The following is a 25884-nucleotide window of genomic DNA, read 5'->3' as shown; positions in this document are numbered from 1 at the left end:
TGGCGGCGACCAGGTCAGAAGGTGCGAACCTTGGGCGGAATGCTCTCCACCGTCAGGGGCTTCATGGTCACCGGCTTGTAGGTCAGGCTGTTGGTGGCGCTGTGCCACAGCGTGTGCTTGAGCCAGTTGGCGTCATCGCGGCCCAGCGGGGCCGTGGGGTGGTCAGCGGGGTGCTCGTAGTCGTCCACGGTGTGGGCGCCGCGGCATTCGTGGCGCGCGGCGGCCGAGACCATGGTGGCCTGCGCGGCCTCGATCAGGTTGTCCACCTCCAGCGCCTCCATGCGCGCGGTGTTCCAGACCTTGGAGCTGTCCTTGAGGCCGATGGCGGCGACTTTCTTGCGGATCTCGGCGATCTTGGCCACGCCCTCGTCCATGCTCTTTTGCGTGCGGAACACCCCGGCGTGCTGCTGCATGGTCTGGCGGATCTCATTGGCCACGTCCTGGGCGTAGATGCCGTCCTTGTTGCCCTCGATCTGGTTGAGGCGCGCCAGCGTGCGCTCGGCAGCATTGGCCGGCACGTCGTGGTGCTCGCCGAACTCGCGCACGAACTGCACGATGTGGCGGCCCGCCGACTTGCCGAAGACCAGCAGATCCAGCAGCGAGTTGGTGCCCAGGCGGTTGGCGCCATGCACCGACACGGCGGCGCACTCGCCCACGGCGTACAGGCCGGGCACGACGTTGTTGCTCTCGCCGTCCCAGGTCACGACCTGGCCGTGGATGTTGGTCGGGATGCCGCCCATCTGGTAGTGGATGGTGGGCACGACGGGGATGGGTTCCTTGGTGATGTCCACGTTGGCGAAGTTGTGGCCGATCTCCTCCACCGAGGGCAGGCGCTTCCTGATGGTGTCGGCGCCCAGGTGGTCGAGCTTCATCAGGATGTAGTCCTTGTTGGGGCCGCAGCCGCGCCCTTCCTTGATCTCCTGATCCATGGAGCGCGAGACGAAGTCGCGCGGCGCCAGGTCTTTCAGCGTCGGGGCGTAGCGCTCCATGAAGCGCTCGCCGTTGCTGTTGAGCAAAATAGCGCCCTCGCCACGGCAGCCCTCGGTCAGCAGCACGCCGGCGCCGGCCACGCCGGTGGGGTGGAACTGCCAGAACTCCAGATCCTGCAGCGGGATGCCGGCGCGCGCTGCCATCCCCAGGCCGTCGCCGGTGTTGATGAAGGCGTTGGTCGAGGCGGCGAAGATGCGGCCCGCGCCGCCCGTGGCCAGCAGCACGGCCTTGGCGTGCAGCTCGTACAGGTCGCCCGTCTCCAGCTCGATGGCGGTGACGCCGACGACCTCGCCGGCGCTGTTGCGGATCAAGTCCAGCGCCATCCACTCGACGAAGAAGTTGGTCTTGGAGGCCACGTTCTGCTGGTACAGCGTGTGCAGCATGGCGTGGCCGGTGCGGTCGGCGGCGGCACAGGCGCGCTGCACGGGCTTTTCGCCGTAATTGGCGGTGTGGCCGCCGAAGGGGCGCTGGTAGATGGTGCCGTCGGGGTTGCGGTCGAACGGCATCCCGAAGTGCTCCAGCTCGATGACCACCTTGGGCGCCTCGCGGCACATGAACTCGACCGCATCCTGGTCAGAGAGCCAGTCGCCGCCCTTGATGGTGTCGTAGAAGTGGTAGTGCCAGTTGTCCTCGCTCATGTTGCCCAGCGACGCGGACACGCCGCCCTGGGCGGCCACGGTGTGCGAGCGGGTGGGGAACACTTTGGACAGGCAGGCAACCGACAGGCCGGCGCGCGAGAGTTCGAGCGAGGCGCGCATGCCCGAGCCGCCGGCGCCGACGATGACGACGTCGAACTTGCGGCGGGCGATATCTTTTTGGGTGTAACTCATGGTCGTGGGGACGGTGTGCGGTGGATTTCCGGAAGGAGGGCGGTGGTGGGCGTGGCGCGCGTGCGATCGCGTGGGCGGATCACAGGCGCCACAGCACCTGCACGGCCCAGCCGCCGCAGGCCACCAGCCAGATGGCCGTGAGCGCCTGCAGCAGCAGACGCACGCCAGCGGGCTTGCCGTAGTCGTACCAGATGCTGCAGGCGCCCACCCAGGCGTGCCAGATCAGCGCGACGATGACGGCGAAGGTGAGCGCCTTCATCCACTGCGGGGCGAAGATGGCGGCCCAGGTGTCGTAGCCGATGGGGCCGGCGGTGAACAGCACCTTGGTCAGGATCAGCAGGGTGAACACAAGCATCAGCACGGCGCTGATGCGCTGCACCAGGAAGTCGCGCCAGCCATAGTGGGCGCCGACGGCGGTGCGCTTGTAGCCATAGGTTGCGGCCATGTGGTTTCTCCTCGGGTACGGGTTGTGGGGTGCGGGCGATCAGTACAGGCCGAACAGCTTGGCGCCCAGCACCAGCGTCAGCACGACGGCGGCCACCAGCGTGGCGGCGGCAGTCTGGCGGCCAAAGTCCTTGGTGGTCTTGTGCGTCACGTCCAGCCACAGGTGGCGCACGCCGGCAAACAGGTGGTGCAGGTACGACCAGATCAGCGCCAACACGACCAGCTTGAGCAGCCAGGCGGGCACGAAGCCGATGCCCACCTCGAAGGCCGCCCGGAAGGTGCCGAACGAGATCTCGGAGGTGAGCGACTTGTCGAACAGCCAGATGATCAGCGGCAGCAGGATCAGCATCAAAAGGCCGCTCACCCGGTGCAAGATGGATACCAGCGCGGCCAGCGGCAGGCGGTAAGTCGGTATGTCGCCGAACAGGTTGAGGTTGCGAAATTCAGGCCGTTTCTTGGCACTCTCGTTCATGGCGTGGATCCTTGTCGATGTAACTGCGTTGTAATTGCACGCGGGCAGACAACCCAAAATTCTATTGCAATGCAACACGCAGCGACTGCGACAATTGCTTACGTGGGGTTGTCAGGCGCATGGAAGCTGCATCGGTTCAGCTTGCCGGCTTCAATTCAGCTCGTTGCGGTAGTGGTGCGTATCGGTGCGGTACAGGCCGCGACGCAGCTCCATCGGCACATCGTTGTAGGTGTGTGACAGGCGCTCGACGCTCAGCACCGGCGTGGCGCTGCTGATGGCCAGCCAGTGCGCCTGCTGCTCGTCAGGCAGCACGGCGCGCAGCCGCTCTTCGGCGCGCACCATGCGCACCCCGAACTCCAGCTCGAACATGGCATAGGTCGGGCCAGGGTAGCTGGCCATCTGCTCGGCAGTCAGGCCCTTGAAGGCGTGGCCGGGCAGCCAGATGTCCTCCAGGATGGTCGGCACGCCGGAAAACGACAGCACGCGCCGCACCTGGATCACGGCGTCGCCCGAGCGCAGGGCCAGCGCGCGCGCCACGTCGGCGCTGGCGCGCAGGCGCCGGCACTCCAGGATGGTGCGCTGCGCCGGCGCTTCGCCGCGCGCATCGCCGCTGTCGGGCTGCAGCTTCAGGAAGCGGTACTGGACCTGGCGCTCGGCGTGCGTGGCGACAAAGGTGCCCTTGCCCTGGCGGCGCAGCAGCAGGTTGTCGGCGGCCAGCTCGTCGATGGCCTTGCGCACCGTGCCCTGGCTGACGCGAAAGCGCGCGGCCAGCTCCATCTCGCTGGGGATGGCCTCGCCGGGCTTCCACTCGCCGTGCTGCAGGCTGTTGAGGATCAGGCCCTTGATCTGCTGGTACAGCGGGCTGAAGGCGGGCGCCGGCGGCGAGGCGCCGGCGCCGGTTGCGGCGCCGGATTCGGCAGCGGGCAGGGGCAGGGAGGACATGGCAATCGCGGATAGGCAGGAGCGCGTGGGGGCAGGGCGCAGATGCGGGGGCGCCGGGCTTGGCGGCTGGCGTGCGCCACAGGGCTGGACAGTCGGGACAGCCGGGCAAGCGCCGCGTAAGCAAGCCATCATAATCTTATATAAGACATAAGACAAATTGACCATGCACGGTTTTCGGCAGTAAACTCGCGCGCTGTTTCTGCGGGGCACAAAAGCTGCTGATGACGCGCTGGTGCTGCCTTGCACCACTCACCCATCCCACCTGAGTCATCTGGAGTTTTCCCATGAGCAAGAACCCCGTCCGCGTTGCAGTCACCGGTGCCGCCGGCCAGATCGGTTACGCCCTGCTGTTTCGCATCGCCTCCGGCGAGATGCTGGGCAAGGATCAGCCCGTCATCCTGCAGTTGCTCGAAATCCCGGATGAAAAAGCACAGAACGCCCTCAAGGGCGTGATCATGGAACTGGAAGACTGCGCCTTCCCGCTGCTGGCTGGCATCGAGGCCCACTCCGACCCCATAACCGCTTTCAAGGACACCGACTACGCCCTGCTGGTGGGCGCGCGCCCGCGCGGCCCCGGCATGGAGCGCGCCGATCTGCTGGCTGCCAACGCGCAAATCTTCACCGCCCAGGGCAAGGCGCTCAACCAAGTCGCCAGCCGCGATGTCAAGGTGCTGGTGGTGGGCAACCCGGCCAACACCAACGCCTACATCGCCATGAAGAGCGCGCCTGACCTGCCGCGCGAGAACTTCACCGCCATGCTGCGCCTGGATCACAACCGCGCGGCCTCGCAGCTGGCGGCCAAGGGCGGCTTCAAGGTTGGCGACATCAAAAAGCTCACTGTCTGGGGCAACCACTCGCCGACCATGTACGCCGACTACCGCTTTGCCACCGCCGCTGGCAAGAGCGTCAAGGACGCCATCGGCGACGCCGAGTGGAACAAGGACGTGTTCCTGCCCACCGTGGGCAAGCGCGGCGCGGCCATCATCGCCGCGCGCGGCCTGTCCTCGGCAGCGTCTGCGGCCAATGCCGCCATCGACCACATGCGCGACTGGGCGCTGGGCAGCGGCGGCGAGTGGGTGACCATGGGCGTGCCCTCCAACGGCGAATACGGCATCCCCAAGGACATCGTGTTCGGCTTCCCCGTCACGACCGAGAACGGCAAGTACCAGATCGTCGAAGGCCTGGCCATCGACGCCTTCTCGCAGGAGCGCATCGACGCCACCCTGGCCGAGCTGCAGGGCGAGCAGGACGGCGTCAAGCACCTGCTGTAAAAAGCATAGCTGCCCGCGCTTGATGGGCTTGGCTTTGCGATAGTTTTCTATCGCAAAGCCGCTCCAGGCAAGCGCCAGCAGCTATTGTTTTTGTAGTTCCTCCTGCTGTCCCCTTCTTGCCGAGCCTGCCCGCGCCCATGACCCCTGCACCTGCCCATCCCCGCGATGTCCTGCTGGACGCCCAGGCCGCTGGCCTGCACCTGCCGGTATGCGACCACTACAGCGGCGTCGAGGTGCGGATGCGCAAGAGCCTGCAATTGCAGCAGGAGCTGATGCAGGAGTTCGGCCACTGCGTCTTCGACGTGACGCTGGACTGCGAGGACGGCGCGCCCGTGGGACAGGAGCGCCAGCACGCCGAGCTGGTGGCGCAGCTGGCCACTGCCGCCGCCCCCGGCGCCCGCGTGGCGGCGCGTGTGCATACCGTCGATCACCCGGCCTTTGCCGCTGACGTGGCCATCATCGCCGGGCGCGCCGGCGCGCGCCTGTGCCACCTCATGCTGCCCAAGGTCGAATCGGTTGACGACGTGCTGGCGGCCGAGCGGCTGCTGGACGCTGCCGGCGCGCCGGATCTGGCGCTGCACGCGCTGATCGAGTCGCCCGCCGCCGTGCAGCGCGCCTTCGAGATCGCCGCCCACCCGCGCATCCAGAGCTTGAGCTTTGGCCTGATGGATTTCGTCTCGGCGCACGGCGGCGCCATCCCCGTCTCGGCCATGGGTGTGCAGGGCCAGTTCGAGCATCCGCTGGTGGTGCGCGCCAAGCTGGAGATCGCCGCCGCCTGCCATGCCCACGGCAAGGTGCCCGCGCACTGCGTGGTCACGGAATTCAACGATGCCGCCGCGCTGCAGGCCGCCGCCACGCACGCCGCCCGGCAGTTCGGCTACACGCGCATGTGGAGCATCCACCCGGCGCAGATCCGCCCCATCCTGGCAGCGCTGGCGCCCGATGCGCGCGAGGTCGAGGACGCTGCGCGCATCCTGGCTGCCGCCCAGGCTGCCGACTGGGCGCCCATCAGCGACGCCGGCACATTGCACGACCGCGCCAGCTACCGCTATTTCTGGCAGGTGCTCGAACGCGCGCACCGCACGGGCCGGGCGCTGCCGCCATGTGCGCAGCCCTGGTTTGCCCAGGAGGCGACAATGGCGCCCTGACGCCGTTGTCCCTCCCCCCGTTTGCCGCAGGAGTTCCCCATGAAGATGCTCGCCGCTACCGTCCTGATGCTGTTGGCCCCCGCGCTGGCCTGGTCGCAAAGCGCTCCGGCTGCGTCCGCCAAGGCAGCGCCCAAGGCCAGCGCCAAGGCGGCCCCGGCCAAGTCCGCCGGCACCAAGAGCGCCGTAGCCAAGAATGCCCCCGCCAAGAGCACGAGCGCCAAGGCACCGAAGAAAAGCACCGCCGTGGCCAAGGCCAGCCCGCCCAGCAGCCGTACCCAGCTGCACAGCGGCGCTGTGCAGGCTGCTGCCGGCCTGGCGGCCGCCGCCGCCGCGCTGACGCCCGAGGAGCTGGCGATTGCCGAGCGCGTACACACCGGCCACATCGCCTGCGAGCTGGGCGCCTCGGTGGATATCCAGCCCGATGCCCAGTCGCCCGGGCGCTTCCACGTCCAGGGCAAGGGCTTCAAGTACCACATGGCGCCTGTGGCCACCTCGACCGGGGCCGTGCGCCTGGAGGATTCCAGCGCCGGCGCCGTGTGGCTGCAGATCGCCAACAAGTCCATGCTCATGAACCAGAAACTCGGCCAGCGCATGGCTGACGAGTGCATGAGCCCGCAGCAGTTCGCCGTCGCCGAAGGCTTCAAGAAGAACCCGCCGCAAAGCCTGCTGGACAACCCGCTCGGCAGCCGCTGACCACCCCTGAGCACCCCTGACCCTCAGCCGGGGCCGCCCGGCCAGCGCGCCGCGCAAAGGCGGCGTGCGGGCTGCACTTGCGCCCGGCTTGGGCTTTTTCACACAGACATCAAACCCGAGGAGTACCACGATATGTTGAAAGCCTACCGCGACCATGTGGCCGAGCGCGCCGCTTTGGGCATCCCGCCGCTGCCGCTGGATGCCAAGCAGACCGCCGAGCTGATCGAGCTGATCAAGAACCCGCCTGCCGGTGAGGAGGCTGCTCTGCTGGAGCTGCTGACGCACCGCGTGCCGCCGGGCGTGGACGACGCCGCCAAGGTCAAGGCCTCCTTCCTGGCCGCCGTGGCGCATGGTGACGTGCAGGTCGATCTGATCTCGCGCGCCAAGGCCACCGAGCTGCTGGGCACCATGGTCGGCGGCTACAACGTCGAGCCGCTGATCGAGTTGCTCGACGATGCCGAGGTGGCAGGCGTGGCCGCCGAGGCGCTGAAGAAGACGCTCTTGATGTTCGACTTCTTCAACGATGTGGCTGCCAAGGCCCGCGCCGGCAACGCCCGCGCGCAGGAAGTCATGCAAAGCTGGGCCGATGCCGAGTGGTTCACCAGCCGCCCCGAGGTCGAGAAGAAGATCACCGTCACGGTGTTCAAGGTGCCCGGCGAGACCAACACCGACGACCTGTCGCCCGCGCCCGACGCCTGGAGCCGCCCGGACATCCCGCTGCACTACCTGGCGATGCTGAAGAACACCCGTCCCGATGCGGCCTTCAAGCCCGAGGAGGACGGCAAGCGCGGCCCCATGCAGTTCATTGAAGACCTGAAGAAAAAGGGCCACCTGGTGGCCTACGTGGGCGACGTGGTGGGCACCGGCTCAAGCCGCAAGTCGGCCACCAACAGCGTCATCTGGGCCACGGGCCAGGACATCCCCTTCGTGCCCAACAAGCGCTTTGGCGGCGTGACGCTGGGCGGCAAGATTGCGCCGATCTTCTTCAACACCCAGGAAGATTCGGGCGCGCTGCCCATCGAGGTCGATGTGTCCAAGATGGACATGGGCGACGTGATCGACATCTTTCCGTATGACGGCCGCATCGAGAAGAACGGCGAGAACATTGCCGACTTCGCCCTCAAGAGCGACGTGTTGCTCGACGAAGTGCGCGCCGGCGGCCGCATCAACCTGATCATTGGCCGCTCGCTCACGGCCCGCGCCCGCGAGTTCCTGGGCCAGCCGGCCTCGACCGCCTTCCGCCTGCCGCAGCCGCCCGCCGAGTCCAAGGCCGGCTTCACGCTGGCGCAGAAGATGGTGGGCCGCGCCTGCGGCCTGCCTGAGGGCCAGGGCATCCGTCCCGGCACCTACTGCGAGCCGCGCATGACCACCGTGGGCAGCCAGGACACCACCGGCCCCATGACGCGCGACGAGCTCAAAGACCTGGCCTGCCTGGGCTTCTCCGCCGACATGGTCATGCAGTCGTTCTGCCACACGGCGGCCTACCCCAAGCCGGTGGACGTCAAGACGCACCGCGAGCTGCCCCAGTTCATCAGCAACCGCGGCGGCGTGGCGCTGCGCCCGGGCGACGGCGTGATCCACAGCTGGCTCAACCGCCTGCTGCTGCCCGACACCGTGGGCACCGGCGGCGACTCGCACACGCGCTTTCCCATCGGCATCAGCTTCCCGGCAGGCTCGGGCCTGGTGGCCTTTGGTGCCGCCACCGGCGTGATGCCGCTGGACATGCCCGAGTCCGTGCTGGTGCGCTTCCGTGGCGAGATGCAGCCCGGCGTGACGCTGCGCGACCTGGTACATGCCATTCCGCTGTACGCCATCAAGGCGGGCCTGCTGACGGTGGCCAAGGCCGGCAAGAAGAACGTCTTCTCGGGCAAGATCCTGGAGATCGAGGGCCTGCCGGATCTGAAGGTCGAGCAGGCCTTCGAGCTGTCCGACGCCTCGGCCGAGCGCAGCGCCGCCGGCTGCACCATCAAGCTCAACCCCGAGCCGATCAAGGAGTACCTGCGCTCCAACATCGTGCTGATGAAGAACATGATTGCCGACGGCTACCAGGATGCCAAGACGCTGGCGCGCCGCATCGAGAAGGTGCAGGCCTGGCTGGACAAGCCCGAGCTGCTGGAGGCCGACAAGGACGCTGAATACGCCGCCGTGATCGAGATCGACATGAACGAGATCAAGGAGCCCATCGTCTGCTGCCCCAACGACCCGGATGACGCCAAGTTCCTGTCTGAAGTGGCCGGCACCAAGATCGACGAGGCCTTCATCGGCTCGTGCATGACCAATATCGGGCACTTCCGCGCAGCCGCCAAGCTGCTGGGCGGCCAGCGCGATATCCCGGTCAAGCTGTGGGTTGCGCCGCCGACCAAGATGGACGAGGCCGAGCTGATCAAGGAGGGCCACTACGCGGCGTTCGGCACGGCCGGCGCGCGCACCGAGATGCCCGGCTGCTCGCTGTGCATGGGCAACCAGGCGCAGGTGCGCGAGGGCGCGACGGTGATCTCGACCTCGACGCGCAACTTCCCCAACCGCCTGGGCAAGAACACCAACGTGTTCCTGGGCTCGGCGGAACTCGCCGCCATCGCCTCGCGCCTGGGCCGTCTGCCCACCAAGGAGGAGTACCTGGCCGAGATGGGCGTGATCGACGCCGACAAGGACAGCGTCTATCGCTACATGAACTTCGACCAGATCGAGGAATACGCCGAAGTGGCCGAAGGCGTGGAGGTTTGACGGTCTTGCTCGCGTTTGTCAGGAAAACGGCCGCAAACCGTTGCCAGTCAAGCGCGAGCAGCTATCAAAACCATTGCATCTGAACCGCTGACCCGCCAGGCAGACCGTCTGAGCGGGTTTTTTTCTGCCGCGCTCTTTGCATTCTCGATGCCGCCTTGCCCATGAATCCTGTCGCCCCCGCATCCCTGTCACCCGCGGCGCGTCATGGGCGCCTGGACGCCCTGCGCGGCGTGGCCATGGTCTGGATGACGCTGTACCACTTCGCGTTCGACCTGAACCACTTCAAGTTCTGGCAGCAGGACTTCCTGCGCGACCCGCTGTGGACTTGGCAGCGCATCGGCATCGTCAGCCTGTTTTTGCTGTGCGCCGGCTTGGGGCAGGCGGTGGCGGCGCAGCAGGGCGTCGATTGCCAGCGCTTTTTGCGCCGCTGGACGCAGGTGGCAGCAGGGGCCTTGCTGGTCAGCGCCGGCTCGTTTCTGGTCTTTCCCCTGAGCTTCATCCACTTCGGCATCCTGCACGGCGTGGCGGTGATGCTGATTGTGGCGCGCCTGAGTGTCGGCTGGCGCATCGGCTGGCTGCTGCTGGCTGGTGCGCTGGCTCTGGCCCTGCCCAGTGTGGTGCAGGCGCTGCTGACGCCCGGTGCGCTGGCCGATGCGCTCAACGACCGGTCGCACAACTGGCTGGGCCTGGTCACGCGCCGGCCCTACACCGAGGACTATGTGCCGGTCTTCCCCTGGCTGGGGGCGATCTGGTGGGGCCTGGCGTTGGGCCGCTGGCTGCTGCAGCAGCGCCCGCAGGTGCTGACCGGCGCGCTGCCGGCTGCGGCGGAGCCGCTGGCCTGGCTGGGCCGGCATTCGCTGAGCTACTACCTGCTGCACCAGCCGGTCATGTTCGGCCTGCTCATGACCTGGGAGCACTTCATGCGCTGAGAGGCGCTTGCGGCCTGAGAGGTTGAGCGTTGTACGCAGAACGCAAAACGCCCGACGCAAAACGCCGGGCGCTCAATGCTCACACTCAACGCCCGGGGAGCCTCCCCGGGCCTTGTGATATCACTCGACCTTGGCCTTGGCGCGCAGGTCTTCCTGGTACTTCATCAGCTTTTGCTGCTGCAGCTGCTGGGCGATCTGCGGCTTGACCTCGTCGAGCTTGGGCAGCTCGGCCTCGCGCGTGTCGTCCAGGCGGATGATGTGCCAGCCGAACTGGCTCTTGACCGGCTCTTGCGTGGTCTTGCCCTTCTCCAGCTTGGTCAGCGCTTCGCTGAACTCGGGCACGTAGCTGCCCGGGTTGGCCCAGCCCAGGTCGCCGCCGCGTGCGCCCGAACCCGGATCCTTGGACTGCTTCTTGGCGATCTCGTCGAACTTGCCGCCCTTTTTCAGCGCGGCAATGATGGACTTGGCCTCGTCCTCGCCCTCGACCAGGATGTGGCTGGCCTTGTATTCCTTGCCGGCGTTGGCGGCGGCAAACTTGTCGTACTCGGCCTTGATCTCCTCGTCGGTGACCGGGTGGGTCTTCTGGTAGTCGGCAAACAGCTCGCGGATCAGGATGGTCTGGCGCGCCAGCTCCATCTGCGCCTTGTAGTCAGCCGAGGCTTCCAGGCCGCGCTTTTGCGCCTCCTGCATGAAGATCTCGCGGGCGATGACTTCTTCCTTGATCTGGCCTTCGATCTCGGGCGTGATCGGGCGGCCCGAGCGCTCGACCTGCTGCTTGAGCATCTCGGCGCGTTCCTTGGGACGGCCTTGCCGTTGACGACAGCCAGGTTCTGCGCGACAGCGGGCACGGCCAGCGCACCCAGCAGGGCAGCGGCCACCAGGCCGGACAGGAGCTTTTGCTTCATGGGGAATCCAGAACAGAAAGAAAAGAGTGGGGGAGAAAAGACGAACAGCCCCGAGGGCGCCTTGAATGAAGGCAAGGCCGGCAGGGCTGCTTTCACTGGGTTTCGATGGCGATGGCGTGAGCGCCTTGGTCTATGAAAATGCGCAGCGCATCATACACAAGGCGATGCTGCGCCACGCGGCTCTTGCCGGCGAACTGGGGCGAGGCCACGCGCACCCGGAAATGCGTGCCAAAGCCCGTGCCATTGGCGCCCGGATGGCCCTCGTGCTGCCAGCTCTCGTCCAGCACTTCGAGCGTGGTGGGCTGCAGCTTTTCCTGCAGATGCGCCTGCATGGCCTCGGCGGTGATGGCGATGGGTGCGGATGCGGTGTCAGCGGTGTTGGTCATGGTTGCACGTCCTCGGGCCGGGGCTGGCCCGGCTCATCCTTGATGTAGCGGCCCAGGAACAGCGCCTGGGCGATGACGAAGGCGAGCATCAGGCCGATGCCGCCAAAGAGCTTGAAGTTGACCCAGGTGTCGGTGTCGAATTGGTAGGCCACCCATAGGTTGAGCACGCCCATGGCCGTGAAAAAGCCTGCCCAGGCCCAGTTGAGCTGGCTCCACACGGCATCGGGCAGCTCGATCTGCGCGCCCATCAGGCTCTTGATGAAGTTCCTGCGAAACAGCAGCTGGCCGGCCAGCAGCGTGCCGCCCATGAGCCAGTACAGCACCGTGGGCTTCCACTTGATGAAGGTTTCGCTTTGCGCCAGCAGCGTGGCGCCGCCGAACAGCACGATGATGCCCAGGCTCATCCACTGCATGGGCTCGACCTTGCCGTGGCGCAGGCGCAGATACGCGATCTGCACCACGGTTGCAGCGATGGCCACGCCGGTGGCGGCATAAATGCCCCACAGCTTGAAGGCGGCGAAGAACAGGATGATGGGGAAGAAATCGATCAGCAGTTTCATGGCTCAGGTGGCCGGTGGCTCGAAGTCCAGCGAGGCAGAGTTCATGCAGTAGCGCTGCCCGGTGGGCAGCGGGCCGTCGGGAAAGACGTGGCCCAGGTGGGCGCCGCATTGTGCACACACGGTTTCGGTGCGCACCATGCCGTGGCTGCGATCCTCGATCTCGCGGATGGCGCCGGGCACGGCCTCGGAAAAGCTCGGCCAGCCGCAGCCGGCGTCGAACTTGGCTCCCGAGTCGAACAATTTGGCGCCGCAGCAGATGCAGTGGTAGCTGCCATTGGCCCAGTGGCGTTCGTACTTGCCGCTGTAGGGCCGCTCGGTGGCGGCGCGGCGGGTGATCTCGAAGGCGCCCGGCTCGGCGCCGCACTGTGCCAGGTGGGCCTGCCACTGGGCGTCGGTCTTCTGGATGGGGTAGGTCATGAGGAGCAGCTGATGGAGATGCGGGAAGCCCACTCGGGCGGAAAGCCGGCATAGCGCCCAAAGCCCGGGTGCTCGTCAAATGGGCGCGCCAGCAGCGTCTGCAAGGTCTGCAGTTCTTCGAAGTTGCCCTGCCGGGCCTGCGCGATGGCTTGCTCGGCCAGGTAGTTGCGCAACACGTATTTTGGATTGCTTTTCAGCATCAAATCCGGCTCAAAGCCTTGTCCAGCAAGCGCTGTAAGCTCTTTATATCGTAGCAACCAGGCATCGAAGGCCACACGATCCGCGAACAGTTCGCGCACGGCGGCGTAGTCATCCTGCCCGGCAGCCTGCGCCAGGCGGCGCCAGAAGATGCTCCAGTCCACCTGCTCGGCGGCCAGCAGGGCCAGGGTCTGCTGCACCAGATCGGCGTCGCCCGCGCAGGGCCGGGCCAGGCCCAGCTTGGCGCGCAGCAGCGCCACATAGGCCTCGGTGAACACGGCCTCGTAGCTGGCCAGCGCGGCCTCGGCGGCGTGCGCGTCGTCGATCAGCGGCATCAGCGCCTGCGCCAGCGCGTGCAGGTTCCACCAGCCGATGGCCGGCTGGCGATCGAAGGCGTAGCGCCCCTGCGTGTCGCTGTGGTTGCAGATGTGGCCGGGGTCGAAGCCGTCCAGGAACTGGAACGGCCCGTAGTCCAGCGTCAGGCCCAGGATGCTCATGTTGTCGGTGTTGAGCACGCCGTGGCAAAAGCCCACCGCCTGCCATTGCGCGATCAGGCGCGCCGTGCGCTCGCTGACTTCGCGCAGCAGGGCCGCATAGGTGGCGCGGCCCGAGGGGTCGGCCTGTTCGCGGCAGTGCGGGTACCAGCGCTCGATCACGAAGTCGGCCAGCTGGCGCAGTTCGGCGTACTGCCGGCGTGCGGCAAAGTGCTCGAAGTGCCCGAAGCGGATGAAGCTGGGCGCCACGCGGGTGAGCACGGCGGCGCTCTCCAGCTCCTCGCGTGCCACCGGTGCCGGCGAGCCGGTCAGGCACAGCGCCCGCGTGGTCGGCACGGCGAGGGCGTGCATGGCCTCGCTGCACAGGAACTCGCGGATCGACGAGCGCAGCACGGCGCGGCCATCGCCCATGCGCGAGTACGGCGTGCGCCCGCTGCCCTTGAGCTGGACTTCCTGCCCCTGCACCTGCCCCAGCAGCAGCGCGCGCCCATCGCCCAGCTGCCCGGCCCAGACGCCGAACTGGTGGCCGCTGTACACACTGGCCAGCGGCTGGCAGCCGGGCAGCAGGGCGTTGCCGGAAAACGCCTCCAGCAGGTCGTGCGATTGCTGCCAGCCGACGGGCAGTTGCAGCAGCTCGCCCACGGCGGCGCTGGTAGCCACCCAATGCGGGGCGGGCAGGGGCGTGGGCAGGACTTGCCGGACAAAGGCCGGGCCGAGCTGGGCAAAGCCGGCCTGCCAGTGCGGCTGCCAGAAGGCCGGGCGGGGGTGGGCAGGGCGGGGGCGCTCGATGCTGGGGGCAGTCATGGCGGCATTGTCGGCTGGGCCCGTCATTCCCTTGCCGGACAGGGCCTTGATCCGGGCCTGGGCCTGGGTGTTTTCCTGGGTGTTTTCTGATGGCTGCGCGACAGTGGCGGAATTTTTCGCCGCTACCATTTCGCGTTCATTTTTTGTTGCCTTTTCCTACAAGGAGAACTCCCATGCTGGGCCTGATGCAGAACCAACCGCTTTTGATCTCGTCGCTGATCGAGTTTGCCGAGCGCCACCACGGCGATGGCGAGATCGTCTCGCGCCGCGTCGAGGGCGACATCCACCGCTACACCTACCGCGATCTGGCGCGCCGCTCGCGCCAGCTGGCCAATGCGCTCGATGGCCTGGGCCTGGCGCAGGGCGAGCGCGTGGCCTCGCTGGCCTGGAACGGCTACCGGCACATGGAGATGTACTTCGGCGTGTCCGGCTCGGGCCGCGTGCTGCACACCATCAACCCGCGCCTGCACCCCGAGCAGATCGCCTGGATCATCAACCATGCCGAAGACCAGGTGCTGTGCTTCGACCTCACTTTCCTGCCGCTGGTGCAGGCCGTCCATGCCAAATGCCCGACAGTGAAGAAGTGGGTGGCGCTGTGCGATGCGGATCGGCTGCCGCAGGACTCGGGCATCCCGGGGCTTGCCAGCTACGAGGACTGGATCGCCGGCCAATCCGACCAGTACACCTGGCCGCAGTTCGACGAGAACACTGCGTCCAGCATGTGCTACACCAGCGGCACCACGGGCAATCCCAAGGCTGCGCTGTACAGCCACCGCTCCACCGTGCTGCACGCCTACGCGGCCGCCCTGCCCGACGTGATGTGCCTGTCGGCGCGCGATGCCGTGCTGCCGGTGGTGCCCATGTTCCACGTGAACGCCTGGGGCATCCCGTACTCGGCGGCGCTTACCGGCTGCAAGCTGGTCTATCCCGGCCCGGCCATGGACGGCAAGTCCATCTATGAACTGATGGAGGCCGAGGGCGTGACCTACGCCGCCGGCGTGCCCACGGTGTGGCAGATGCTGCTGGCGCACCTGCGCCCGGCGGGCCTGAAGTTCTCGACCTTGAAGCGCACCGTGATCGGCGGCTCGGCCTGCCCGCCGGCCATGATCACCGCCTTCCAGGACGAGTTCGGCGTCGAGGTGCTGCACGCCTGGGGCATGACCGAGATGAGCCCGCTGGGCACCCTGTGTACGCTCAAGAACAAACAGCTCGCCCTGCCCAAGGACGAGCAGATGCAAATCCTGCAAAAGCAGGGCCGGGTGATCTTTGGCGTGGACATGAAGATCGTCGGCGGCGATGGCCGCGAGCTGCCCTGGGACGGCAAGACCTACGGCGATCTGCTGGTGCGCGGGCCGTGGATTCTCGACACTTATTACAAAGGCGAAAGCCCGTTGGTCAAGGACGAGCAGGGCCGGGGCTGGTTTCCCACGGGCGACGTGGCGACCATCGACGCCGACGGCTTCATGCACATCACCGACCGCAGCAAGGACGTGATCAAGTCCGGCGGCGAGTGGATCAGCTCCATCGACATCGAGAACATCGCCATGGCGCACCCGGCGGTGGCCATGGCGGCGTGCATCGGGATGCCGCACCCCAAGTGGGACGAGCGCCCCATCGTCGCCGTCATGAAAAAGCCCGGCGCCGAGGTCACGCGCGAGGATTTGCTGGCCTTCTACGAGGGCAAGACCGCCAAGTGGCAGATCCCCGACGACGTGGTGTTCGTCGAGGCAATCCCGCTGGGCGCCACCGGCAAGATGCTCAAGACGCGCCTGCGCGAGCAGCTGACCGGCTACCGGCTGCCGGGCCTGTAAGGCGTGCGCTCCTGGCGGCAGTCGCCTGGGCGATAGCGGCTAGGGGCAATCCCTGAAGGATTCCCCGGCAGGGGCCTGTAGGCTTGCCGGGTTGTTGGCGACAGACCTATTCCAAGGAGATGAGATCATGAAATTCACTACCAAAATGGTAGCTGCTGGCGCAATGCTGGCCTGGGTTGGCGGCGCTTTTGCCCAAAAAGGCGAAACGGTGAAGATCGCCTGGCTCGATCCGCTGTCGGGCCTGATGGCTGCCGTGGGCACCAACCAGCTCAAGAGCTGGCAGTTCCTGGCCGAGGAGTTCAACAAGAAGAGCGCCTCAGGTGTGAAATTCGAGATCATCGGCATCGACAACAAGCTGTCGCCGCAGGAGACCACCAGCGCACTGCGCTCGGCCATGGATCAGGGCGCGCGCTATGTCGTGCAGGGCAACGGCTCCGGCCCGGCGCTGGCCATCATGGATGCGCTGGACAAGCACAATGCGCGCAACCCCGGCAAGGAGATGCTGTACCTGAACTACGCCGCCGTCGATCCCGACCTCACCAACAGCAAGTGCAGCTATTGGCACTTCCGCCTGGACGCCGATACGTCCATGAAGATGGAAGCCATGACCACCTTCATCAAGGATCACCCCGAGGTCAAGAAGGTCTATCTGATCAACCAGAACTACTCGCACGGCCAGCAGGTCAGCAAGTACGCCAAGGAGATGCTCAAACGCAAGCGCCCCGACGTGCAGATCGTCGGCGACGACTTCGCGCCGCTGGCCCAGGTGCGCGACTTCGCTCCCTACATCGCCAAGATCAAGCAGTCGGGCGCCGACACCGTGATCACCGGCAACTGGGGCTCGGATCTGGCGCTCTTGATCAAGGCGGCCAACGACGCAGGCCTGAACAACGTCAACTTCTACACCTACTACGGCGGCGTGACGGGCAGCCCCACAGCCATGGGCGCGGGCGCTGCCGGGCGGGTGTACATGGTCTCCTACGCCCACCTGAACCTGCCGGGCGACATCGGGCGCGTGGTCTCCGAATACAAGAAGAAATTCAACGACGACATGTACACGGCAGCTGTCTATAGCGGCTTTGCCATGCTGGACGCCGCCTTTGCCAAGGCCAAATCCACCGAGCCGGCCAAGGTTGCGCCGGTGTTGGAGGGCCTGAAGTTCAACAGCTTCAACGGTGAGGTCGAGATGCGCAAGAGCGACCACCAGCTGCAGCAGGGCCTGTTCATCACCCGCTGGGAAAAGGCCGATGGCAAGTACCCCAACGATGCCGAAAACACCGGCCACACCTTTGTCCCGGTGAAGTACTACGAGCCCTATGTGGCCAGCACGCCCACCTCGTGCCAGATGAAGCGGCCTTCCTGAGCGCCTGAGCCCTTGCCATGAGCCCGAGCGTGCTCGGGCTTTTTTTCACCTGCGTGAACGCACTGCCTGCGCGTTCCATGGATTTTTTTCCCCTGGGCCTGACCGATGAATCTTGAGTTTTTCGTGATCTCCCTGCTCAACGGCGTCAGCTACGGACTGCTGCTGTTCATGTTGAGTTCAGGGCTCACGCTGATTTTCAGCATGATGGGCGTGCTCAATTTTGCCCACACGAGCTTCTACATGCTGGGCGCCTACTTCGCCTACACGCTGTCGGGCGTGGTGGGCTTTTGGCCGGCGCTCGTCCTCTCGCCGCTGCTGGTGGGAGCCATGGGCGCGGCCTTCGAGCGCTACAGCCTGCGCCGCGTCCACAAATTTGGCCATGTGCCCGAGCTGTTGGTCACTTTCGGCCTGTCCTACCTGATCCTTGAGGTGGTGCAGCTGGTCTGGGGCCGCTCCACCGTGCCCTACGGCCTGCCCGCAGCGCTGCAGGGGCCGCTGTTCACGCTGTACGGCACGCAGTTCCCCAAGTCGCGCTCCTTCATCATGCTGGTGGCGCTTTTGATGCTGCTGTCGGTGTGGCTGCTGCTCACGCGCACGCGCATCGGCCTGGTCATACAGGCGGCGCTGAAATACCCGCACATGGTCGAGGCCCTGGGCCACAACGTGCCGCGCGTGTTCATGCTGGTCTTTGGCGGTGGCTGCGCCCTGGCCGGCCTGGCCGGCGTGATCGGCGGCAACACCTACATCACCGAGCCGGCCATGGCGGCCTCGGTAGGCTCCATCATCTTCGTGGTGGTGGTGGTCGGCGGCATGGGCTCGCTGGCCGGCGCCTTCCTGGCCTCGCTGATCATCGGCGTCGTGCAGACCTTTGCCGTGGCGCTGGACTGGTCGGCTGCCGGCGCGCTGGCCGGCATGGGCATAGAGGTGGGCGAGCAGACCTTCGGCTGGCCGCTGCTCAAGCTCACGGTCTCGCAGGTTGCGCCCATCCTGCCGTATCTGTTTCTGGTGCTGATGCTGATCGTGCGCCCCCGAGGCCTGCTGGGCACACGCGAGGATTGAGAAGACCACTGCCATGACTGCATCCACCGTTTCTTCCGCGCAGGCCACCCGCCCGCGCAATGTCGGCCGCATCGCTGCCTGGGGGCTGTTCGCCCTGGCGCTGATCGCCGCACCCTACGTCTTCACCAGCAGCCTGGCGCTGACCATGCTGTCGCAGATCGGCTACCTGATCATCATCTGCCTGTCCTACAACATCCTGCTGGGCCAGGGCGGGATGCTCAGCTTCGGCCACGCCGTCTATACCGGCCTGGGCTCGTTCATCGCCATCCATGCCATCAACATGGCAGGCCGGGGTGAGCTGCCCATCCCGCTGGTGCTGATGCCCATCGTCGGCGGCCTGGCCGGCGCCTTCTTTGCCGTGTTGCTGGGCTTCGTGACCACGCGCAAATCGGGCACGACATTCGCCATGATCACCCTGGGCATCGGCGAGCTGGTGGCCTCCATGGCGCTGATGTTCCCCGAGTTCTTCGGCGGCGAGGGCGGCATCACCACCGACCGCGTCTATGGCCAGGGCTTCATGGGCATCAGCTTCGGGCCGGCCATCCAGGTGTACTACCTGATTGCCGTGTATTGCTTCATTTGCACGGCGCTGATGTATGCCTTCACCGGCACGCCGCTGGGGCGCATCCTGAACGCCGTGCGCGACAACCCTGAGCGCGTCGAGTTCATTGGCTACAACACCCAGCGCGTGCGCTGGTTTGCCTTCATCATCGCCGGCTTCTTCGCTGGCGTGGGCGGGGCGCTGGCAGCCATCAACTTCGAGATCGTCACGGGCGCCGACAGCGTCAGCACCATCCGCTCGGGCGGCTATCTGCTGTTCACTTTCCTGGGCGGCGCGGGCTTTTTCTTCGGGCCCATCATCGGTGCGGTGCTGCTGGTGTTTGCCTCGGTGCTGCTGTCCGAGCTGTCCAAGGCCTGGCTGCTGTACCTGGGCCTGGTGTTCCTGCTGATGGTCATGTATGCGCCCGGCGGCATCGCCAGCCTGATCATGATGAACGTGCGCGTGGTGCGCTTTGGCCTGTGGCGCCGGCTGGCGCTGCCCTATCTGGGCTGGCCGTCTCGGGCCTGGTGGCGGTGCTGGGTGCGGCGGCCATGGTCGAGATGACCTACCACCTGCAGCTCAACGCCGCCATGGGCAGCGAGCTGGATTTCCTGGGCCGGCACTTGGATGCGGCCAGCACGGCCACCTGGCTGGGCGCCGGCGCACTGCTGGCGGTCGGCGGCGTGGCGCTGGAGGCCTGCCGGCGCGTCTTCGTGCGCCGCTGGAGCACCATCCAGGAGCACATCGAGCAGCAGTTGCAACGCACGGGGGTGGCGGCATGAGCACCAGTCAACAATCCACCGGGTACGCGCTGGAGCTGCGCGAACTGCGCAAGAGCTTTGGCAAGACCGAAATCATCCGGGGTGCCGACCTGGCGGTGCGCGCCGGTGAGCGCGTGGCCATCATCGGCCCCAACGGCGCGGGCAAATCCACGCTGTTCAATTTGATCAGCGGTCGCTTTGCGCCCACCAGCGGCCAGGTGCTGCTGCACGGCGCGCGTATCGATGGCAAGCAGCCCTTCGAGATCAACCGCATGGGGCTGTCGCGCAGCTTCCAGATCACCAACATCTTTCCGCGCCTGTCGGTCTTCGAGAACCTGCGCTGCGGCGTGCTGTGGAGCCTGGGCTACCGCTACGCCTTCTGGCGCTTCCTGTCGCGCCTGAGGGATGCCAACGAGCAGGCCGAGCAACTCATGGTGCGCATCGGCCTGGCCCACAAGCGCGACGTGCTGGCCATGAACCTGACCTACGCCGAGCAGCGCGCGCTGGAGATCGGCATCACCATCGCCGGCGGCGCCAGCGTCATCTTGCTGGACGAACCCACCGCTGGCATGAGCACGACCGAGACGGCGCGCTTCATCGCCCTGATCCGCGAGGTCACCGAGGGGCGCACGCTGCTGACCGTGGAGCACGACATGGGCGTGGTCTTCGGCCTGGCCGACCGGATTGCGGTAGTGGTCTATGGCGAGGTCATCGCCTTCGACACACCCGAGAACGTGCGCGCCAATGCGCGCGTGCAGGAGGCCTACCTGGGTTCGGTGATTGCCGACCAGCAGGCGGAGGGGCATTGACATGCTGAAGATCGAGAACCTGCACGCCTACTACGGCAAGAGCCATGTGCTGCATGGCGTGAACTTCGAGGTGCGGCCCGGCGAGATCGTGGCCCTGCTGGGGCGCAACGGCTCGGGCCGCTCCACCGCCGCCAAGGCCATCATGGGCCTGGTGGACTGGCAGGGCCGGATCGACTGGAAGGGCGCCAACCTAGCCGGCAAGAAGGCCTACGAGATTGCCCACCTGGGCCTGGGCTACGTGCCCGAGAGCCGCGATGTCTTCCCGAACCTGACGGTGCATCAAAACCTGCTGCTGGGCCAGAAGGGCAATGGGCGCGGCAGCCGCTGGAGCGAGGACGACATGTTCGCCATGTTCCCGCGCCTGGGCGAGCGGCGCAACGTGCCGGCAGGCGTCATGTCCGGCGGCGAGCAGCAGATGCTGACCCTGTGCCGCACGCTCATGGGCGACCCCGACCTCATCATCATCGACGAGCCCACCGAAGGCCTGGCGCCGAAGATCGTCGAGCTGGTGGGCGAGTACCTGACCACGCTCAAGGCCAAGGGCATCTCGGTGCTGCTGATCGAGCAGAAACTCACCATTGCCATGACCATTTCCGACCGGGCGCTGGTCATGGGCCACGGCAGCATCGTCTTCGACGGCACGCCGCAGGAGCTGCGCGCCAACGCAGCCGTGCGCAAGGAGTGGCTGGAGGTCTGAACGCAGCCGCTTCAGGCGGGCCGCCCGGAGCCTTGCAGGCGCTGTTGCAGAAACTCCAGAAAGCCCTGGGCAGCCGGCGACAGCGAGCGCGCGCGCCGGGTGAAGATCCAGAAAGAGCGCTCGACCACCGGCTCGCCGACGGGCCGCATGACCAGCCCGTACTGCTCGACCAGCGTGCGCGCATAGGGCATGCACAGCGTCAGACCCAGGCCGGCGCGCACCAGGGCCAGCGCCGTGGTCATGAAGGTGACCTGGGTGAAGGCCTCCTTGTTCAGGTCGCGCGCGGCCTCGCCCACGTCGCTGACCAGCAGCTCGGTGAACTGGCCCTGCAGCGTGATCATGGGCTGGCCGCTCAGGTCGCTCCAGAGCAGGCGCCGGCGCCGGGCCAGCGGGTGCCCGGGCGGCAGCACCGCCATGAAGGGCAGGCGGAACAGCTGCTCGGCCTGGATGTCGGAATTGGTCTGGCGCTCCGGCCCCAGGCCGATGTCCACCTCGCCCGAGAACACCCGCGCCATGACGCTTTCCACGGCGCAGTCCACCACGCGCAGATGCACGCTCGGGTGCTGCGCGTGAAAGTCCGCCATGACCTCGGGCAGCAGCGTGCAGGCCAGCAATTGCGGCACGGCCACGCGCACGCTGCCGCGCGCCAGCGCCTTGAGGTTGCCGACCTCGCTGATCACGCCCTCCAGGTCGTGCAGGATCTTCTCGATCTGCGGGTATAGCTCGCGCCCGGTCTCGGACAGGCGCAGGCGCCGCGTGCTGCGGTCGAACAGGCGCAGGCCCAGCTGCCCCTCCAGCTCCTTGATCAGCGAGCTGAGCGCCGACTGCGTGAGAAACAGCCGTTCGGCGGCCAGCGTGAAGCTGCCGGTGTCAGCCACGGCGACGAAGGCATGGAGCTGGCGCAAGGTGACATTCATAAGGTAATTCTATAAATCGATCATTAAAAAGCGTTTGCCTGATAAATGCAAAGGCGGTTTAATTCCGACCAATCAGTCGTTTTTACCTTTGCTACAGGAGTACCGCGTTGTGAGCGAGAAGAAATTTGCCTCCCATGCCGATCTGGAAGAGAAAAAAATCAGCTGGGAAAAACTCAGCGACAACGCCTATGCCTATACCGCCGAGGGCGACCCCAACACCGGCGTCATCATCGGCGACGACGGCTGCATGATCATCGACGCCACGGCCACCCCCGTGGCCGCCCAGGGTGTCATCGCCAAAGTACGCGAGATCACCGACAAGCCCATCAAGTACGTGGTGCTGACGCACTACCACGCCGTGCGCGTGCTGGGCGCGTCGGGCTATACGGACGAAGGCCTGGAGCAGATCATCGCCAGCCGCGACACCTACGACCTGATCGTCGAGCGCGGCCAGCAGGACATGGACTCGGAGATCGGGCGCTTCCCGCGCCTGTTCCAGGCGGTGGAGAGCGTGCCCGGCCTGACCTGGCCGACCATGACGTTCGAGGGTGAGATGGCCGTCTGGCTGGGCAAGCTGGAGGTGCGCATCAAGCAGATCGGCCGTGGCCACACCAAGGGCGACGCCATCGTCTATATCCCCAGCCAGAACATCTGCTTCTCGGGCGACCTGGTCGAGGCCGACGCCGCCTGCTATACCGGTGACGCCTACCTGGCCGACTGGCCGCAGACGCTGGACAACTTGACGGCCATGAACTTCGACAAACTGGTGCCTGGCCGTGGCCCGGCGCTGCTGACGCCCGATGCCGTGAAAAAAGGCCTGGCCTACACGCGCGATTTCGTCTCGACGCTGTACACCAGCGCCCAGGAGGCCGTGGCCCAGGGCATGGATCTCAAGGCCACCATGGCGCACACGCGCAAGAACATGGATCCGAAGTTTGGCCATGTCTTCATCTACGAGCACTGCCTGCCTTTCGACGTGACGCGCGCGCATGACGAGGCCAGCGGTATCCGCGACCCGCGCATCTGGACGGCTGAGCGCGACCAGCAGATGTGGCACGCCCTGCAACAGGATTGATCATTCAAAAATCATAGCTGCTACCGCTTGCTGGTAAAGGGTTTCAGCCTGTTTTGACCAAAAATGGAGGAGACGCCATGCTCAGTACCTACACCTATCCCAAGTTCGAGTACACCTGCCCGCCGGAGCTGCAAGGGCAGGGCGACGGCCACCATCCGGTGATCGTGATCGGCGCCGGCCCGGTCGGCCTGTCCATGGCCATCGACCTGGCGGCGCAGGGCCAGCGCGTGCTGCTGCTGGACAACGACGACACCGTGTCCATCGGCTCGCGTGGCGTGTGCTATGCCAAGCGCGCGCTGGAGGTGCTCGACCGCATGGGCTGCGGCAACCCCTGCGTGGACAAGGGCGTGTCCTGGAACGTGGGCCGCACCTTCTTTCGCGAGGGCGAGGTGTTCAACTTCAACCTGCGCCCGCAGGAGGGCCACCAGCGCCCGGGCATGGTCAACCTGCAGCAGTACTACCTGGAGCAGTACCTGGTCGAGCGCGCGCGCCAGTTGCCCAATCTGGAGCTGCGCTTCAAGAACAACGTTATCGGCGTCAGCCAGGACGAGCACAAGGCCACGCTGCGCGTGGAGACACCCGACGGCGCCTACACCCTGACCTGCGACTGGCTGGTGGCCGCCGACGGCGCGCGCTCGCCTGTTCGCCAGATGCTGGGCCTGGACATCGAGGGCAAGATCTTCATGGATCGTTTCCTGATCGCCGATGTGGTCATGGCCGCCGACTACCCGGCAGAGCGCTGGTTCTGGTTCGACCCGCCCTTCCACCCCAACCAGTCGGTGCTGCTGCACAAGCAGGCCGACAATGTCTGGCGCATCGACTTCCAGCTTGGCTGGGACGCCGACCCCGAAGCCGAGAAAAAACCCGAGCGCGTCATCCCGCGCATCAAGGCCATGCTGGGCGACGAGCGCGAGTTCGAGCTGGAGTGGGTCAGCGTCTATACCTTCCAGTGCCGGCGCATGGGACAGTTCAACCATAACCGCGTGCTGTTCGTGGGCGACGCCGCCCACCAGGTCTCGCCCTTCGGCGCGCGTGGCGCCAACAGCGGCATCCAGGACACGGACAACTTGGCCTGGAAACTCAAGCTGGTCATCGACGGCAAGGCGCCGGCGGCGCTGCTGGACAGCTATAGCAGCGAGCGCTGCTACGCCGCCGACGAGAACATCCAGAACTCCACGCGCTCGACCGACTTCATCACGCCCAAGAGCGCTGTGAGCAAGGCTTTCCGCAACGCCGTGCTGGAGCTGGCGCAGGACTACCCCTTCGCCCGCGCGCTGGTCAACTCGGGCCGGCTGTCAGTGCCGTCGTGGCTGGTGGACTCGCCTCTGAACACACCCGACACCGACACCTTCGCCGGCGACATGGTGCCCGGCGCGCCCATGGACGACGCGCCGGTGGCCGGTGGCCGCACCGACTGGCTGCTGGGCCATGTGGGCGGACAGTTCCAGCTGCTGTACTACGTGGACGACGCCAGCGCGCTGGACGCCGCCCAGGCGCAGGAGCTCGCCGCGCTGGCGCACGACACCATCGGCGTGCAGGCCATCGTTGTCGCCCAGCGCGGCACGGCACCCGCACCGCTGGCCACGCTGCTGGACGCGCAGGACGCCATCCGCCAGCGCTACGACCTGCAGCCGGGCAGCTGCTACCTGCTGCGCCCGGATCAGCACGTGGCCGCGCGCTGGCGCAACTTCGATGCCGCGCAGGTGCGCGCCGCCGTCGCCCGTGCCACTGCCAATGTCCCGGCCACTGCCGCCGCCTGAGAGCAAGAGGTTTCGCCATGCAAAGAGATGCCATGCCCCTGATCACCCAGCCCAACCTGTACGAGAGCGGCCAGCGCTATTTCCAGGCCTATACGCCCGGCGACGATTTCTACGAGGCCCTGATCGAGACCCACCAGGGCTTGACGGACGAGCAGAGCACGGCGGTGAACGCCCGCCTGATCCTGCTGCTGTCCAACCACATCGGCGACATCGGCGTGCTGCGCGAGGCCATGCGCATCGCCCGGGGCAATTTCTGAATTCCCGACCCGCAGACAACACCCAAGGAGACCATCATGTCCATCGTTCGTGGCGTCCACCATGTCGCCTACCGCTGCAAGAATGCCAAGGAGACCGTCGAGTGGTACAAGAAGTACCTCGACATGGATTTCATCCTGGCCATTGCCGAGGATGAAGTGCCCTCGACCAAGGATCCGGATCCGTACATGCACATCTTCCTGGATCTGGGCGGCGGCAACATCCTGGCCTTCTTCGAGCTGCCCACCAAGGACGAGATGATTGCGCCGTCCGACGCCAACACGCCGTCGTGGACGCAGCACCTGGCGCTCAAGGTCGATTCGGTCGAGGCCATGATGGCCGCCAAGGCGCGCATGGAGGCCGATGGCGTGGAAGTGCTCGGCCCCACGGATCACACGCTGTTCCAGTCCATCTACTTCCGCGACCCCTCGGGCCACCGCCTGGAGCTGGCCGCCGACACCACCACGCCCGAGATGGCCCAGGCGCTGGACAAGGTCAAGTGGGAGATGCTCGACGAGTGGGATCGCACCAAGAAAGCCCCGCAGCACGCCCGCTGGATGCACGACGGCACCGGCAAGCCCAGCTGAGCAGAGCTCCCGCAGTCCAATTACCCCCGACCCTCTGCAGCG

The 25884-nt window shown here is 66.3% G+C and carries 23 protein-coding genes and 2 pseudogenes; 15 read left to right on the top strand and 10 right to left on the bottom strand.

Going from position 1 to position 25884, the window contains the following annotated elements:
* Window positions 1–14 precede the first annotated feature (14 nt).
* The 4 genes from sdhA to IDM45_RS07675 all read right to left on the bottom strand — a co-directional run bounded on the left by sdhA (window position 15) and on the right by IDM45_RS07675 (window position 3678).
* Window positions 15–1820: a succinate dehydrogenase flavoprotein subunit gene (sdhA, locus tag IDM45_RS07690; RefSeq protein ID WP_209422313.1), complete on the bottom strand. Its 1806-nt coding sequence runs from the start codon at window positions 1818–1820 to the stop codon at window positions 15–17.
* A gap of 79 nt (window positions 1821–1899) precedes the next feature.
* On the bottom strand, window positions 1900–2265 hold the full coding sequence (gene sdhD, locus IDM45_RS07685) for a succinate dehydrogenase, hydrophobic membrane anchor protein (protein ID WP_209422312.1): 366 nt from the start codon (window positions 2263–2265) through the stop codon (window positions 1900–1902).
* A gap of 39 nt (window positions 2266–2304) precedes the next feature.
* Complete coding sequence (gene sdhC, locus IDM45_RS07680; RefSeq protein WP_209422311.1) at window positions 2305–2736, bottom strand: succinate dehydrogenase, cytochrome b556 subunit; 432 nt, start codon at window positions 2734–2736, stop codon at window positions 2305–2307.
* Window positions 2737–2886: 150 nt separating this feature from the next.
* Window positions 2887–3678 carry a GntR family transcriptional regulator gene (locus IDM45_RS07675; protein ID WP_209422310.1) on the bottom strand — a complete coding sequence of 264 codons (792 nt, stop codon included), beginning with the start codon at window positions 3676–3678 and terminating at the stop codon, window positions 2887–2889.
* Window positions 3679–3962: 284 nt separating this feature from the next.
* On the opposite strand from IDM45_RS07675, the gene IDM45_RS07670 reads away from it, so the two are divergent.
* The 5 genes from IDM45_RS07670 (at window position 3963) to IDM45_RS07650 (ending at window position 10443) form a co-directional block, all read left to right on the top strand.
* On the top strand, window positions 3963–4949 hold the full coding sequence (locus IDM45_RS07670) for a malate dehydrogenase (RefSeq protein WP_209422309.1): 987 nt from the start codon (window positions 3963–3965) through the stop codon (window positions 4947–4949).
* 137 nt (window positions 4950–5086) lie between these two features.
* Window positions 5087–6097 carry an HpcH/HpaI aldolase/citrate lyase family protein gene (locus tag IDM45_RS07665; RefSeq protein ID WP_209422308.1) on the top strand — a complete coding sequence of 337 codons (1011 nt, stop codon included), beginning with the start codon at window positions 5087–5089 and terminating at the stop codon, window positions 6095–6097.
* 39 nt (window positions 6098–6136) lie between these two features.
* Entirely contained in the window at window positions 6137–6790 is a 654-nt protein-coding gene (locus tag IDM45_RS07660) for a hypothetical protein (RefSeq protein ID WP_209422307.1), read from the top strand.
* A gap of 132 nt (window positions 6791–6922) precedes the next feature.
* Window positions 6923–9514 carry a bifunctional aconitate hydratase 2/2-methylisocitrate dehydratase gene (gene acnB, locus IDM45_RS07655; protein ID WP_209422306.1) on the top strand — a complete coding sequence of 864 codons (2592 nt, stop codon included), beginning with the start codon at window positions 6923–6925 and terminating at the stop codon, window positions 9512–9514.
* Between the two features lie 161 nt (window positions 9515–9675).
* Window positions 9676–10443, top strand: coding sequence for a heparan-alpha-glucosaminide N-acetyltransferase (locus IDM45_RS07650; RefSeq protein WP_209422305.1), 768 nt, complete (start codon window positions 9676–9678; stop codon window positions 10441–10443).
* Window positions 10444–10563: 120 nt separating this feature from the next.
* Here IDM45_RS07650 and IDM45_RS07645 read toward each other — a convergent pair.
* The 5 genes and pseudogenes from IDM45_RS07645 to IDM45_RS07625 all read right to left on the bottom strand — a co-directional run bounded on the left by IDM45_RS07645 (window position 10564) and on the right by IDM45_RS07625 (window position 14207).
* Window positions 10564–11348: pseudogene (locus IDM45_RS07645) on the bottom strand (peptidylprolyl isomerase).
* Between the two features lie 92 nt (window positions 11349–11440).
* Entirely contained in the window at window positions 11441–11734 is a 294-nt protein-coding gene (locus IDM45_RS07640; RefSeq protein WP_209422304.1) for a BolA family protein, read from the bottom strand.
* Window positions 11731–12294 (bottom strand): septation protein A, encoded by a 564-nt coding sequence (locus IDM45_RS07635; protein ID WP_209422303.1) that lies wholly within the window; start codon window positions 12292–12294, stop codon window positions 11731–11733. Before IDM45_RS07635 ends, IDM45_RS07640 begins: the two co-directional genes overlap by 4 nt.
* Window positions 12295–12297: 3 nt before the next feature.
* Window positions 12298–12711: a peptide-methionine (R)-S-oxide reductase MsrB gene (msrB, locus tag IDM45_RS07630; protein ID WP_209422302.1), complete on the bottom strand. Its 414-nt coding sequence runs from the start codon at window positions 12709–12711 to the stop codon at window positions 12298–12300.
* Complete coding sequence (locus IDM45_RS07625) at window positions 12708–14207, bottom strand: protein adenylyltransferase SelO (protein WP_232654189.1); 1500 nt, start codon at window positions 14205–14207, stop codon at window positions 12708–12710. The genes msrB and IDM45_RS07625 overlap by 4 nt, the downstream gene beginning before the upstream one ends.
* Before the next feature lie 173 nt (window positions 14208–14380).
* On the opposite strand from IDM45_RS07625, the gene IDM45_RS07620 reads away from it, so the two are divergent.
* The 6 genes and pseudogenes from IDM45_RS07620 to IDM45_RS07595 all read left to right on the top strand — a co-directional run bounded on the left by IDM45_RS07620 (window position 14381) and on the right by IDM45_RS07595 (window position 21248).
* Window positions 14381–16018: a 3-(methylthio)propionyl-CoA ligase gene (locus tag IDM45_RS07620; protein ID WP_209422300.1), complete on the top strand. Its 1638-nt coding sequence runs from the start codon at window positions 14381–14383 to the stop codon at window positions 16016–16018.
* 127 nt (window positions 16019–16145) lie between these two features.
* On the top strand, window positions 16146–17381 hold the full coding sequence (locus IDM45_RS07615) for a branched-chain amino acid ABC transporter substrate-binding protein (protein WP_209422299.1): 1236 nt from the start codon (window positions 16146–16148) through the stop codon (window positions 17379–17381).
* A gap of 105 nt (window positions 17382–17486) precedes the next feature.
* Entirely contained in the window at window positions 17487–18440 is a 954-nt protein-coding gene (locus tag IDM45_RS07610) for a branched-chain amino acid ABC transporter permease (RefSeq protein WP_209422298.1), read from the top strand.
* A gap of 13 nt (window positions 18441–18453) precedes the next feature.
* A pseudogene (locus IDM45_RS07605) lies at window positions 18454–19763 on the top strand (branched-chain amino acid ABC transporter permease).
* Window positions 19760–20551, top strand: coding sequence for an ABC transporter ATP-binding protein (locus IDM45_RS07600; RefSeq protein WP_209422297.1), 792 nt, complete (start codon window positions 19760–19762; stop codon window positions 20549–20551). The pseudogene IDM45_RS07605 and the gene IDM45_RS07600 overlap by 4 nt, the downstream one beginning before the upstream one ends.
* Before the next feature lies 1 nt (window position 20552).
* Entirely contained in the window at window positions 20553–21248 is a 696-nt protein-coding gene (locus IDM45_RS07595; RefSeq protein ID WP_209422296.1) for an ABC transporter ATP-binding protein, read from the top strand.
* An 11-nt stretch (window positions 21249–21259) separates the two neighbouring features.
* Here the strand turns inward: IDM45_RS07595 and IDM45_RS07590 are convergent, their stop codons facing one another.
* Window positions 21260–22165, bottom strand: coding sequence for a LysR family transcriptional regulator (locus tag IDM45_RS07590; RefSeq protein WP_209422295.1), 906 nt, complete (start codon window positions 22163–22165; stop codon window positions 21260–21262).
* Between the two features lie 109 nt (window positions 22166–22274).
* On the opposite strand from IDM45_RS07590, the gene IDM45_RS07585 reads away from it, so the two are divergent.
* The 4 genes from IDM45_RS07585 (at window position 22275) to IDM45_RS07570 (ending at window position 25842) form a co-directional block, all read left to right on the top strand.
* On the top strand, window positions 22275–23240 hold the full coding sequence (locus tag IDM45_RS07585) for an MBL fold metallo-hydrolase (protein WP_209422294.1): 966 nt from the start codon (window positions 22275–22277) through the stop codon (window positions 23238–23240).
* Window positions 23241–23317: 77 nt separating this feature from the next.
* Window positions 23318–25000 (top strand): FAD-dependent oxidoreductase, encoded by a 1683-nt coding sequence (locus IDM45_RS07580; RefSeq protein ID WP_209422293.1) that lies wholly within the window; start codon window positions 23318–23320, stop codon window positions 24998–25000.
* A gap of 32 nt (window positions 25001–25032) precedes the next feature.
* Window positions 25033–25257, top strand: a complete 225-nt coding sequence (locus tag IDM45_RS07575) for a DUF2783 domain-containing protein (RefSeq protein ID WP_209424047.1) — start codon at window positions 25033–25035, stop codon at window positions 25255–25257.
* A 36-nt stretch (window positions 25258–25293) separates the two neighbouring features.
* Entirely contained in the window at window positions 25294–25842 is a 549-nt protein-coding gene (locus IDM45_RS07570; RefSeq protein WP_209422292.1) for a VOC family protein, read from the top strand.
* Window positions 25843–25884 lie beyond the last annotated feature (42 nt).

The sequence above is a fragment of the Melaminivora jejuensis genome, assembly GCF_017811175.1.
Taxonomy (GTDB): domain Bacteria; phylum Pseudomonadota; class Gammaproteobacteria; order Burkholderiales; family Burkholderiaceae_C; genus Melaminivora; species Melaminivora jejuensis.
Note: the sequence above shows the minus strand (reverse complement) of the source record. Positions and strands in the feature narration are given on the sequence as shown.